Source organism: Legionella santicrucis, assembly GCF_001468135.1.
Lineage (GTDB): Bacteria > Pseudomonadota > Gammaproteobacteria > Legionellales > Legionellaceae > Legionella > Legionella santicrucis.
On sequence record NZ_LNYU01000012.1, the window covers coordinates 1 to 13,219 of the forward strand.

Sequence of the window (13,219 nt, forward strand, 5' to 3'; positions counted from 1 at the left end):
TCTTTTGGCGGTAGCTTTGGTTAGAATATAAAGAGGATCAGTTCTCCTAATAAACTTCTTTAAAGTTTATTAGGGGTGACCTATTACTTACGTTCGGTTTTGAGGTGTCCCCATAAAAATGGATTATTGCTTGGTGATGTATTTTTTACGCCAATACAATAAAAATGCTGGAATCATCATTAATACAATTCCCATCGAAAAAACAAATCTAAAGTGAGATGCGCTGCCAAAATTCATAAATTCAACTGGAGGAATAAATCCTACTATTAAAGTCATTGTGCAGCCGCATAATCCTAAAATACATGTTAAATAATAGCCAAGTTTTTTTCCAGGTATAGCAAAGGGTCTCTCAATATGTGCAAATTTACTTTTTAACTTCCACGCAGCAATAAACATTAAAACATACATCATAATATAAAGTTCTGTACTTAATGCGGTAAATAACCAATAAATAGCATTCACGGTTGGAAATAATAGAAATCCACTACAAAGAAGTGTTACCAGGATGGCTTGAATAATTAAAATTCGTGAGGCAACACCACGCTTATTTAATTGAGATAAAAAACCGGGTAAAAAATTGTGATTTGCTGCCATAAGTAAGCCTTTGGCAGGTGAGATAATCCAATTGATCATGCTGCCTAAACTACCTAATAACAAAAGCACAATAAGAATAGGCAATAACCAGGTTAAGTTATAAGCCTGTAAAAAGTTATTAAAGGCTTGTAATACGCCATCAATAAGACTGATTTTTTCTTTAGGTAGAACAAAAGCTATTGCTAAAGAACCAAAAATCATTGTGGTTAAAATCAATAATACTGAAACAAGCATCGCTCGGGGGAAATTTTTCTGTGGATTATCCACATTACGAACGTGAACTGCTGCAAGCTCCATGCCTAGAAATGAAGTCATGATTGCAGTGAGTGATACCCAAGATTGACTGTCACTCCATTGTGGTAATAAATGAGGCAAGCTTAAATTAATTGCTATAGGATTGCCTTTAATGACCCAAATAGCAGCAAGAAAAATAATAAATCCCATAGGAATAATCATTCCTAAAATTGCACAAAGGCCTGCAAAATGTGCTGAAGCGCGTAAACCCGATAAAGCAATTAAAGTGAGTGACCAAAATATAATGAGAATAACGGAAATCAAATAGTATTTATTTTGTGCAAGCTCGGGATTAATCAAATAAGCAAGCACTCCTGCAATAAAGGATAAAATAGTTGGATACCAGACTAAAGTATTTATCCATTGTAACCAAATGGTAAAAAAAGCGAGATTTTCACCGTAGGCATGTTTTACCCAACTATAAATTCCTCCTTCTTCATCAGACCAAGTTGATGATAATTCAGCTGAAACTAAAGCAACAGGAATTAAAAATACAATTGCCGAAAAAATAAAGAAAAAAATTAATGAAGAACCGAATAAAGCTGTTCCTGGCAAGTTTCTGATGCTATCAATAGCACCAGTAATCAATAAGACTAAAGCAAGTACAGATATTTTTTCAGAAGACCAATTGTTCATTAATTAATTCTATTTGCTAAAATGCTATACATTATATAGGAAGTTATTGATTGATGTTACATTTTTTTATCCTACCAAGGAATATTTATTCTTTTTAAAGAAAATTAACTACTCTGAAAAATTAATAATTTGATTTTAGGATGGTTCTACAAAATCTTGGGGAAATTATGCTTCATCTTTCTTAAATCCACCCTTACAAGCGGGAGATTGTAAAATAGTTTTGTTTCTTTTTTCCCATTCATCAGGAGTAAAAAGATGCATACTTAAAGCATGTAATCCAAGTTCAAATTCGCCGTGAAGCAGATGATTTAATAGTCTGTGGCGTGCAATTCGTGATAAATCATTAAAATGAAAAGATACAACAGTTACTTTAAAATGGGTTTGTGCACCTTCTGGGACATGATGATTGGCTGACTCATCTATGACATTTAAATAGACAGGCATTAACTTCTGATTTAATAATTCTTCAATACGATTTTTACGAGACATATTTAACTCTAAATATTTATTTACTTATATCATATCAAAATAAAAAAGCTGCTTGGAAGCAGCTTTTAAAATAGATGAGGCTAAATACGGCAGTTTGAAGGAACATATCGGTCATTTGCCGCCTGATCAACTGCACACGTCCAAGTAATGGCATCTGTTGGTGGAGTACCAGCAACAAGAGCGGCACCACCAGATTGTGGGGTTAAAGTAATCACGATACTTTTTGCCGGTGCATCATAAGTGATGGTGATTTTTCCTGTATTATCATCAACAGCAACACTTTTTACATTAGCAGTTGCTGTAGGGGCAACCCAGCCCTGACTTAATTTAGCAGCACCACTTGATGCGTTCTCAGAAACCGTGGTTTTTGCTGCAGAGGCAAGACTTAATCCTTCCGTGACCCGAGCTCTAACGACATAGTCCTGATATGCCGGAATAGCGATTGCGGCAAGAATCCCAATGATTGCCACGACTATCATCAACTCAATTAAAGTAAAACCTTTTTGCTTCATTGTTAGCTCCCTAATTAATTACATCCTTAAATATACAAATACATCACAAATAGGCCAAACAACAATACAACAAACCTTATCTTGTTAGAAAATGATAAAGTCCTATTTGATCTTTTTCTTTATACTAAGTTTAGCAGATGTCATCTAAATATGTATTATATTTACATTTATTGTGTTTTTAAAACCATATCAAATATAAGTTTTTTGCAATTAACATATAGTAAACGGGTGAAGCTATAACCAAACTCAGGAGGCAAAAATGATATTCGGTTTTACTTCCCCCATAGTGTTAACTATTTAACTTGAAGTACCTTTGGTACTAATTTATTTTTTAAACGAACATAATCAGGAAGACCATTTACATAATCAGGATAAGCTTCGCCTTGAATCAATGGCGATAAATAACGTTTGCATGCTTCTGTAATTCCCATCCCATCTGCAGCAATATATTCTTTAGGTAAAGCTTTCTCTTGATTGGCTACATCTGCTAAGGCAGCATGGCCTATGGACCATTGATAAGGTTCATCTTGCTCACGAATGATAATGGGCATAACGGCATTATGACCTTTAACGGCAAACTCTACGGCTGCTTTGCCTAGAGCATAAGCCTGCTCTAAATCAACTTTAGATGCAATATGTCGAGCAGCACGTTGCAGATAATCAGCAACTGCCCAGTGGTATTTATAATTGAGTTCAGTTTTAATGAGCTGAGCGATAACTGGGGCAACGCCTCCCAATTGGGCATGACCAAAAGCGTCTTTTAATCCTGCATCACTTAAAAACTTACCTTCCGTATTACGAATTCCTTCTGAAACAACTATAACGCAATACCCATAAGTTTTGACACATTCATCTACTTTGCTCAAAAATTTTGCGGGTTCAAAGGGAACTTCAGGTAATAAAATAATATGGGGAGGCTCATCAGGGCTTTGGCTGGCTAAACCACTTGCTGCTGCAATCCATCCAGCATGACGCCCCATTACTTCAAGAATAAAAACTTTTGTTGAGGAGGCGGCCATAGAGGCAACGTCAAATCCTGCCTCTTTGGTGGATACCGCTACATATTTAGCTACAGAACCAAAACCTGGGCATGCATCTGTAAAAGGAAGATCATTATCTACAGTTTTTGGGATGCCAATACAGGTAATGGGATAACCCATAGTAGCGCCCAACTGTGATACTTTATAAGCTGTATCTTGTGAGTCACCACCTCCGTTATAGAAAAAATAACCTATATTATGTGCTTTAAATACTTCAATTAATCGCTCATATTCTGCACCGTCATTTTTAAGTTTGTAACGGCAAGAACCAAAAGCGCCGGCAGGAGTTTGTAATAATTTAGCGATGTCTGCGTCACTTTCAAATGATGTGTCAATAAGTTCTTCATGTAATGCCCCGATAATTCCATTTTTGGCAGCATAGACTTTTCCTATATGTTGAGGATAGAGTCTAGCTGTTTGAATTACTGCACAAGCTGAGGCATTAATGACCGCAGTGACCCCTCCTGACTGAGCATATATCGCATTTTTTATAGTCATTCTATCTCCTTGTTCATTTGAGACGCGCAGATGTATTGCGCTAAGTTTTTATTTTTTGATTTTCATATTCACTAATTACTGCATCGATGCTTTGAATTAATTCTGCAAAAGGAGTGGCTAATTCTTCGATTGAAGCAGCATGAGCAGCAAGCCTTTCTACTTGAACTACTTTTTTCTGTAAAGTGGGAACACCACTAAAACAACATGCTCCATGAAGTTTATGAGCTGCCTCACCCAACTGCTTCACATTTTTCTCGTGCATTAATTGGATAAATTCTTCGCGATTTTTAAACAATTCCTCTATAAACCGAGCAAGAAACTCTTCGGCAAGAGATTGATTTCCAGAAGCTTTTTGAACACATAATTGCCAATCTATTGCAGAGTGTTTTGCTTTATCTGCAATACGTAAAATTTGGATCAATAATTGTTTTTCATCTATAGGTTTTTGCAAACAAAAATCCACACCTGATTTTTTTAGATCAATATCATTTACATCTTTACCATTTGCACTAATTAAAACTATTGGTGTATGACGATTAAATTCTGATTTTTGACGGATAAGTCGAGCAGCTTCTAAGCCATTTATTTTGGGCATATGTAAGTCAAGTAAGATGAGGCTGTATTTCTTTTCATTACATACGGATACAGCCATTTCCCCATTATCAACTGCTGTAATATTGGAGCGAGTACCCAATAAAGAGTCAAGAAGCATTTTGTTCACTGGATTATCTTCGGCTATAAGAAGATCTGGATGTAGAAAACGTAATTGCTCCCTTAAACCTTCTAGTTCATGATTAACTGATTTTTCAATATTTTCCTGATTTGTTAATGACTCAATAATATCTTGGAGTTTTTGAATACTAATGGGTTTATATAAAAATCCTTGTGCTCCAAGTGCTGTATAGTCATTAATAAGCCATTTAGAGATCAATACATAGGGAAAATAATTATGTTCGGCTATTAGCTTAGTAATTTGTTGTTCGTAGCCTTTATTGATATTAAGAAATGCGATTTTGCAGTCTTTATTGTTTTTTAGCTTCTTCTCGAGTTGATTGAGTGAATTTACGGCGATACATTTTATTCCCCAATATCCTAAACCATTACACAGTGCTTCCAACTGCATCGGGTTATCGTCAAAACAAAGCATTTTATAATGAGCAAAAGGATGCGCTTGATTTTTTTCAACTTCATAGGCAACCAATTTTTCAACCTTGATGTAAGCAGTAAAAACAGAGCCTTTGTTGGGTTCGCTGGCAAAAGTAATACGGCCTTTCATTTCTTCACAGAGCTTTTTGCAGATTACTAAACCAAGTCCGGATCCACCATAACGACGGGTAATACTCGTATCTGCCTGATTAAAGGCGGTAAACAATTTGTTTTGATCTTCAGGAGAAATACCTAAGCCTGTATCGGTAATTGTAATGCATAAAGTGTAATCTTTATCTGTTTCCTGTTCTACTTTAGTGCGGATTAATACATATCCATGATCAGTAAATTTAACTGCATTAGTGACCAGGTTACTAATAAATTGTTTCACTCTAAAGGGATCACCTAAAACAATTTTAGGTACATTTAGCTCTGTTATAGGAATTAAGTCGATTCCTTTTTTATGGGCATTAGGTGCTGCAAGAGCAAGTACTTCATCGATACAATGACGAATATTTAATGGAATACAATCGAGATGAAGTTTTCCTGCATCAATTTTTGAGAAATCGAGAATGTCATTGATAATTCCTAATAAGTCTTGTGCAGATGATTTAATTGTTTTGACATAATCTAGTTGCAAAGGATCGAGTTTGCTTTCAAGCAAAACATTAGTAAAACCAATAACTCCATTCATAGGCGTACGAATTTCATGGCTCATGTTGGCGATGAACTCAGATTTCTGCCGACTTTTTTCTTCTATTTTTTTCTTTTCAAGAGAAAGTTCAATATTTTTTTCCTCTAGAAGCTCTAAGCTTTGTTGCAAATCAGCAGTGGCTACTTCAATGTGTTGATTCAGATCATGTATGGTTTCAAGGTGTTTTTTTTGCAAATGAGAACACCCTTGTTCAATTATTCCTAACTCACCAGAGCTGGTTGTTTTTATTTCTGTTTCAAACTCGTTACGCAAAATTTGTTTCATGCTCCGTCGTAAACGAGAAATAGGTAAATAAATCTGCTTAGAGAGAAAGTAATGAATGGTTAATCCCACTAATAATCCAAATAAAGTAATAAATATAGTGACAATAAGCATTTGATAGCGTTTGATTATCATTGAACGAGTATCGATATCAATAGATAACCAACCAAGAATATCATCAGCGCGAGATGTCATAGGGCTTAAAATATTTTTAAAGGGAGAGTTGGAATACAAGTTAAATTTTGGAATCGTAACTGGTGCTATAAAATTAATAGTAAAAGGGTTAATTTGTTTACTTTTGATGTAATCTCCAGTGAACTTGGGTGCAGTAAATGGTTTATTTAGCGAATGCTTGCCGCCACGATAAGCAAGGAGTTGACCGTCGCTACTATAAAAAGCGAGTGCTTTGACTTCAGGATTAATTGTTGAGGCATTGATAAGACCTTGTAAGGTTCTATCGTCACCACGCAACATAGCATATTGGGCAGCCGGAAGTAACTGTCGAATATATGCCTCACCCAGGCGAGACATGTGTTGTTTTAAGTCATTACCAAACAACCCATTATAAAAAATTGCAAGGAGTAGAGCGACCAGAAAAACAGGGATTAAAGTAGTAATTCTGAGTTGATACTTAATACCAATGCTTTTCAAGATGATTCACCAGATGGTTTGGATAATATATTTAAGCACATTGGGAAAAAACGAATCTTTCCCTTTCACCCAGGCTATAAAGTCAGTTATTATAGCCCGATTATTTTATTCCTTACAATGTGGAAGTGATTATGACTGTTAGAACCCGATTTGCACCAAGTCCGACTGGATATTTACATGTAGGTGGAGTAAGAACTGCTTTATTTTCATGGCTTTATGCAAAACGTCATAGTGGTGAGTTTATTTTGCGTATCGAAGATACTGACCAAGAGCGCTCCACTCAAGAGTCTGTCCGTGCCATTTTGGATGGTATGACTTGGTTAGGCATGGATTATGACGAAGGACCTTTTTATCAAACGAAACGTTATGACCGATATAATGAGGTGGTACAACAGTTATTAAATGAAGGTAAGGCTTATCGATGTGAATGCAGTAAAGAACGCCTGGAAGCTTTGCGAGAGTCTCAACTAGCTGCCAAAGAAAAGCCTCGCTATGATGGTCATTGTCGCAATAAAAATTTGCCAATGTCTGATGCACCTTTTGTTATTCGTTTTAAAAATCCTAATCAAGGTACAGTATCTTTTCATGATCAGGTCTATGGTGAAATACACGTTGCTAATAGTGAATTAGATGATTTAATTTTGATACGTTCCGATGGTCATCCTACTTATAATTTTGCCGTGGTGATTGATGATATAGATATGAATATCACCCATGTAATTCGAGGTGATGATCATATTAATAATACACCAAGACAAATCAATTTATTTCAAGCATTAAATGCACCTATACCCGTATTTGCCCATTTGCCAATGATTTTAGGTGAAGATGGCAAACGTTTATCCAAGCGTCATGGTGCGGTAAGTGTATTGCAATTTAAAGAATTAGGTATTTTACCGCATGCTTTGTTAAATTATTTGGTTCGTTTAGGTTGGTCTCATGGAGATCAGGAGATTTTTAGTATCGATGAGATGATAGCCTCTTTTGATTTGAAAAATGTAAGTCGAGGGGTTTCAAGTTTCAACTATGAAAAATTATATTGGCTCAATCAACATTATCAAAAAAATGATCCGGTTGAAGACGTGGCTGAAGCTTTGCGTTGGCATTTTGAAAATGAAGGAATTAAACTGGAGCAGGGGCCAGCATTAACTGATTTAGTGACTCTTCAGGCTGAACGATGTAAGACTTTAGCTGAAATATGTCAAATGAGTACGTATTTCTATGCCGATTCAATAGAATATGATGAAGCTGCAGTAAAAAAACATTTACGGCCTGTTGTTTTAGAGCCTTTAACGGCGCTTTATGAACGCTTAAAAACAGTAGAACTGTGGGAAAAGGAACACTTGCAAGAATGCATTAATGACATCAGCGCGCAGTTTGATATCAATATGGGAAAAATTGCACAACCCTTGCGAGTAGCAGTGACTGGTTCAGGGATGTCACCATCTATTGACATGACCTTGATGTTATTAGGTAGAGAAAAAGTACTAGCTCGTCTTGCATTTGCTTTGGAACAACTGAAAATAAGATCGGATGCTCACTTATGAGATTAAATTTACATCAACTAAGTTTTGCTTTAACGGCATTGTCTGCTTTTTTTATTACACCGGCTTTTTCTGCTAATCTCAATACCTCAAAAAATAATCTTGCTCAGCAGTTTCAAGAGGAAATCAATGATTATTATAAAAAGTATAGTGAAAAAGAAAAATTTACAGCAATCGCTGCTTCGGTTTTGATTCCTCAAAATCGGACGAATAATAAGCAAGAAATTCAAACAGTAGTGCATGGAACTATGGGGTATCCACCATTATCCCAGTCCATTGCTCCAAACGATTTATTTGACATTGGCAGTATTACTAAATCATTTACTTCATTACTGTTATTGCAATTGCAAACTGAAAATAAATTATCTTTAGATGACCATTTAGGTAAATGGTTGCCTCAATACCCAAATTGGAAAGATGTAACTTTACGTCAATTATTAAACATGACCAGCGGCATTCCAAACTATTCTGAAGATAAGGAATTTTCGAAAAAAATGGAGGCACATTTAGATACAGTTTGGACTGATAAAGAATTGCTGACTTATGCACATCCTGAAAAGCCACTTGTGACTAAAAAAGAGAATCAATTTGAATACTCTAATTCAAATTATATTTTGGCCGCGATGGTTATCGAAAAAGTGACTCAAGATACTTTTGCAAACCAATTAAAGCTACGAATTATTAATAAGGAAAATGGGTTAAATGATATGTTTTACCCAGCAGGGCCAGATGGACAAGTTGTTGCAAAAGCAATTAAAGAGCTAAGAGTTCATGGCTATTATTTCGATGAAGAAAAAAATAAGCTCATTGATACCATGATTAATGATTTGTCTTGGGCTGGTGCTGCTGGAGCAATTGTAGCAAATACTGAAGACGTAGTACGTTGGGTGCAGTTGCTTTATCACGGAACATTAATTAACCCTATTTATCGAGAAAGTAGCTTGGCTGAATTGGAGTCTGTTGTTTCTATGAAAACGGGACAAACTATCCCTACAGTAACAGAAAATGATCCTTTAGGATTTGGTTTAGGTGTGGGTTCTTATTACGATAAAGAGCTTAAGCAACGCTTTTGGTTTTATAAAGGCAGTACTTTAGGGTTTAGAGTCATGTATATTTGGCAGTCTTGCAATAATGTAACTACGGTTGTTGCTTTAAATAGCAAAGGAGGAGAGGGGAATCCTAACTCAAAATTGGGTGATGAAATTAGTAAGGCGAATGTTAATTTATATAAAATTATCTTGAAAAACTATCCTGAACTAAATTGTATTAGTGATTGAGGTTTACTGTTTAATGATAAAGCTAAGATCAAATTTGACTAATTCTTTTGCTATAAGTTGATTCAAATAAATACAAATTGTAGTTTTATCATTATTGAATGTGCTACAATTTGCCCTTTAAGATTTAAAATGATCAATTATGTCAATTAGAGTTAATCTGGGAACTGATAAATTTTTTATTTCAATCAATAAGCAAGGAGTGCATTCATTTATAATGTTAGGCATTTATGACCAAAATAAGGCCAAACACTTGCTTTGTCGTGTCGGAAAATTTGGTGACAATGACGATATAGATCCTAATTGTGCTTTAGTGACTAAGTTCTTGTGTAATGCACTCTTTTATAAGAATAAAGCTAAATTAGGGGATGAGGGAATTACAAGAAGGGCAAAAGGATCAACCCCTATAACGTATCAAGCTTATGATATTACCTACGCTCAATATTTGGAATTTATACAAATATTAGAATCATTACAAACAGATGAAAATAAGTTTTTATGCTATAAACCCATTGCAACACAGGGCAATGAGGTTACACTAGAGCTCAGCAATGATGTGATTTTTCCTCCTCAACCCAAAAATAAAATCAAAGAGAATGTGAATGAGCTACACGTTGGTAATACATGCAGACATTCAGCAATAGCACTTGTAGAGGCAACACAGCATGCACCAATTGCATTTTTGGTATCGACTTCTTTTTTTACTAGCTTGCCTTATAAAACTGTATTAGATTACGGTAAACCCAGTGAAGAGATTCCGTTTTATGTTTTGCCGGCTCCTCCCGTTGCTTTTTCTGGATTAGGGCAAACTAAAACAAAAATAATTACTAAATTATATCAACGTATGGAGCGTATGTTATTGCTTGAAGCAAACTCCCAATCGACCCAAGATAAGTTTCTGCGTTTAAAAGAATTGTATTTAAATATAGTAGGATCACAAAAAAAATTGTCTCTTTCTGAGTTACTGCAAAGTATTCAAACTTGGAAAAAAGATAATGAATCAATACTTACTGCTTTACGAAAAAAATATTTTTGGGATTCATTTTTCACCCGAAAATCGGCTACTATGAGTTTAATTGAAGAAGTAGAACGTGATCTTCAAGTAGCACAAAAAGTATAGTTTTTAGCTTGTTCTGTTGTTAGCACATTTATATATTATCATAAGGAGTTGAAAAATGAAGTTGTATTATACTAAATCAGCATGTTCATTAGCAGTGCGTATCGTTCTTAATGAATTAGGGCATACTTTTCAAGAGGAAGAGGTTGATTTAAAAGCAAAAAGAACAAAATCAGAGGAAAATTATTTAGAGATTAACCCTAAAGGTGCTGTTCCTGCGCTTCGTTTAGATAATGGCGACATACTTACTGAAAATCAAATCATTTTGCAATATTTAGCAGATATTACACCTGCTCAAAAGCTGCTAGCTCCTGTAGGTGATCTCAAGCGTTATCATACCCTGGAATGGGTCAATTATATTGCTACCGAATTACATAAAACGGTAGGTATGTTCTTCCATCCTAATTTGCAGGAAGAAACGAAAAGCTTGTTTATGTCTATAGTCATGACAAGGTTGAACTACATTAATAATCATCTGGCGAAAGGCCCATATTTGATGGGGGAGCATTTTACTTTACCTGATGCTTATTTATTTGTCATTCTAAGATGGGCCCATTATTTTAAAATGGATCTTTCAGCCTATAAATATTTAGAACGGTTTATGAGCGTTGTGGGTGAGCGTCCTGCTGTTGTGACTTCACTACACCAGGAAAAATTGTAATTTCTTATTGGAGATAAAGGTGCCTGTAAAAGCTGATTTTCAAGGTGGATTAGATCTTAATTTTTTTGCAAAACGTGAATTTGAATCCACTGAAGGTGTGGAGCCTTCAAAACAGGCACCAATCATTGCCCGCAATGCCGCACGTTTTTTGATGATGGGATGGACTAATTCCTGGACTCAATTTTTGACTCCAACAGTACTTAAAGCTGTTTTTATAGAACGGGATCATGAGTTATTAAGAGAATTACGCCTTGCTTTTCAGCAAGGCTTTTTTGAAATTTTTGAACAAATTAAAGAAAAAGAACTTACTGAAGAACAAAAAGAACAAGTGCAGCTTTATTTAAGTAATTGTTTAACCTTGTTGCCCTATGGTGATTTAACTCCTTATGAATCAATTAAAATTCCCCAGTATATTGAGGGGAAATGGGAGATGGTTGAATATCAAATTACTCCAATCGAGTTAACAGAAACATCAGGTTGGCGACGTTTTTTCATCCAAGACAAAGATCGTGTTTTTGCTTATGGTTTAGAACCTCTTTTTCAAAAAAAAGCAGAATCGCATTTAATTTTTATGGGTACTACTTATCCTGCTGGCCAAGGTTTTGTGCCTCAAGTAAACACTGATTCCAAAGGTTTTGAAACGGTAGGTAAATCTTTATATCGAACAGGTCGAGCAAGAATTCAAGAGTGGTTAAGCCAACAAGAAAATAGTATTCATGCATGTGGTGTAAGCTTAGGAGGTTCTCTAAGTTTATTACTTGCTATTGATCAAGGGAATTATAAATTATCACGAGTTGACGCATTAAATCCTGCTGGACTTCATGATGCTTGGTCTAAAAGTAGATATGACTATTGGGATAGCTTAAATGATAAACCCAGGGTAGTAGTACAAAAACAGGGAGATGATCCCGTTTCTGCTTTTGGAATTTGGAAGACGGATTGGGACATTTTCCATGTAATACCACCTAAAGATAAACGAGGTCCTATTAGTTTTTGCGATCATTTTCTTAATTATGCAGGTTTTGCAGATACTCAATTTAATTACATCAAAGCGGAGCACGATAACTCCAAACGTTTTGCACGTAATTTTTGGCTTTATTCTCTTGGTAGGAGTCTAATTTATTATTGTTTTCTAGCTCCTTATACTTATTTAGTACGCCCATTAGTTCACTTAGTATCGCAAAATTGGGTATTGTCAGCACATATAATGACATTTTGTGTCGCTGCAGCTCTTACAATGGCTGGAGTTATACCTGGACTCGTTTTTTTAGGAATTGCTGGCGGTTTATTGGCGAGCAGTCTCCTATGCGCCACACTATTTTCAATAAAAAAAAATTCAAAAGAACCTACTCCTAAGAATCAGTATGTAGAAAAAGGACTTGCAGAATTACATGATCCTTCACTTTCTCGAAATCCAACTATGGATATCTATAACGAGGATAATTCGGTAGAAGTTGATTTCACTTACCAGCAAATACATACTTATTATCAGCTGATGCGATCTTTAAAAAACAAGAGTTTTATTCCTTGTGAAGAAAAAGAAAGCAAGCATGTAAAAGGAATAAGCAAAAAAGCATTACTGGAAAACAGCCAAAATCCTAAAAATGCAGATGTTGTTATTTCTTTTAAGGCAACTAAGGCTAAAGCAGCGCATATACAACATACTTTATCTTTTGTTCAAAAGTTAGGTTCAGATAATGAACAATTAAAGTCAGTAGTAGATAAAAGCTATTCGAACTATCGTATGGGTAAATATACTTAATGAACGTTATATTCTGAGCGAAGTT

At 35.3% G+C, this 13,219-nt stretch carries 10 protein-coding genes; 5 read left to right on the forward strand and 5 right to left on the reverse strand.

Features of this window, described 5'->3' with window-relative positions:
• Positions 1 to 123: 123 nt before the first annotated feature.
• The 5 genes from Lsan_RS03315 to letS all read right to left on the reverse strand — a co-directional run bounded on the left by Lsan_RS03315 (position 124) and on the right by letS (position 6,839).
• Positions 124 to 1,524 carry an APC family permease gene (locus Lsan_RS03315; protein WP_058513119.1) on the reverse strand — a complete coding sequence of 467 codons (1,401 nt, stop codon included), beginning with the start codon at positions 1,522 to 1,524 and terminating at the stop codon, positions 124 to 126.
• Between the two features lie 165 nt (positions 1,525 to 1,689).
• Positions 1,690 to 2,013 carry a BolA family protein gene (locus Lsan_RS03320; RefSeq protein WP_058513120.1) on the reverse strand — a complete coding sequence of 108 codons (324 nt, stop codon included), beginning with the start codon at positions 2,011 to 2,013 and terminating at the stop codon, positions 1,690 to 1,692.
• Between the two features lie 80 nt (positions 2,014 to 2,093).
• On the reverse strand, positions 2,094 to 2,525 hold the full coding sequence (locus Lsan_RS03325; RefSeq protein ID WP_058513121.1) for a pilin: 432 nt from the start codon (positions 2,523 to 2,525) through the stop codon (positions 2,094 to 2,096).
• A 293-nt stretch (positions 2,526 to 2,818) separates the two neighbouring features.
• Positions 2,819 to 4,063: a 6-phosphofructokinase gene (locus tag Lsan_RS03330; RefSeq protein ID WP_058513122.1), complete on the reverse strand. Its 1,245-nt coding sequence runs from the start codon at positions 4,061 to 4,063 to the stop codon at positions 2,819 to 2,821.
• A 40-nt stretch (positions 4,064 to 4,103) separates the two neighbouring features.
• A complete protein-coding gene (letS, locus tag Lsan_RS03335; protein ID WP_133134284.1) occupies positions 4,104 to 6,839 on the reverse strand; it encodes a two-component system sensor histidine kinase LetS in 2,736 nt (911 codons plus the stop codon).
• 128 nt (positions 6,840 to 6,967) lie between these two features.
• Between letS and gltX the strand changes: the two genes are divergently transcribed.
• The 5 genes from gltX (at position 6,968) to Lsan_RS03360 (ending at position 13,194) form a co-directional block, all read left to right on the forward strand.
• A complete protein-coding gene (gltX, locus tag Lsan_RS03340) occupies positions 6,968 to 8,383 on the forward strand; it encodes a glutamate--tRNA ligase (protein ID WP_058513124.1) in 1,416 nt (471 codons plus the stop codon).
• Positions 8,380 to 9,657 (forward strand): serine hydrolase domain-containing protein, encoded by a 1,278-nt coding sequence (locus Lsan_RS03345; RefSeq protein ID WP_058513125.1) that lies wholly within the window; start codon positions 8,380 to 8,382, stop codon positions 9,655 to 9,657. The genes gltX and Lsan_RS03345 overlap by 4 nt, the downstream gene beginning before the upstream one ends.
• A gap of 139 nt (positions 9,658 to 9,796) precedes the next feature.
• A complete protein-coding gene (locus Lsan_RS03350; protein WP_058513126.1) occupies positions 9,797 to 10,774 on the forward strand; it encodes a hypothetical protein in 978 nt (325 codons plus the stop codon).
• 55 nt (positions 10,775 to 10,829) lie between these two features.
• Positions 10,830 to 11,432: a glutathione transferase GstA gene (gene gstA, locus Lsan_RS03355; protein ID WP_058513127.1), complete on the forward strand. Its 603-nt coding sequence runs from the start codon at positions 10,830 to 10,832 to the stop codon at positions 11,430 to 11,432.
• 19 nt (positions 11,433 to 11,451) lie between these two features.
• Positions 11,452 to 13,194 (forward strand): hypothetical protein, encoded by a 1,743-nt coding sequence (locus tag Lsan_RS03360; RefSeq protein ID WP_058513128.1) that lies wholly within the window; start codon positions 11,452 to 11,454, stop codon positions 13,192 to 13,194.
• The last annotated feature ends 25 nt before the right edge of the window (positions 13,195 to 13,219 follow it).

Bases quoted from the DNA above. Each gene is read 5' to 3' on its own strand.
- Lsan_RS03315 (WP_058513119.1), bottom strand. From the start codon at position 1,524: ATGAACAATTGGTCTTCTGAAAAAATATCTGTACTTGCTTTAGTCTTA.
- Lsan_RS03320 (WP_058513120.1), bottom strand. From the start codon at position 2,013: ATGTCTCGTAAAAATCGTATTGAAGAATTATTAAATCAGAAGTTAATG.
- Lsan_RS03325 (WP_058513121.1), bottom strand. From the start codon at position 2,525: ATGAAGCAAAAAGGTTTTACTTTAATTGAGTTGATGATAGTCGTGGCA.
- Lsan_RS03330 (WP_058513122.1), bottom strand. From the start codon at position 4,063: ATGACTATAAAAAATGCGATATATGCTCAGTCAGGAGGGGTCACTGCG.
- gltX (WP_058513124.1), top strand. From the start codon at position 6,968: ATGACTGTTAGAACCCGATTTGCACCAAGTCCGACTGGATATTTACAT.
- Lsan_RS03345 (WP_058513125.1), top strand. From the start codon at position 8,380: ATGAGATTAAATTTACATCAACTAAGTTTTGCTTTAACGGCATTGTCT.
- Lsan_RS03350 (WP_058513126.1), top strand. From the start codon at position 9,797: ATGTCAATTAGAGTTAATCTGGGAACTGATAAATTTTTTATTTCAATC.
- gstA (WP_058513127.1), top strand. From the start codon at position 10,830: ATGAAGTTGTATTATACTAAATCAGCATGTTCATTAGCAGTGCGTATC.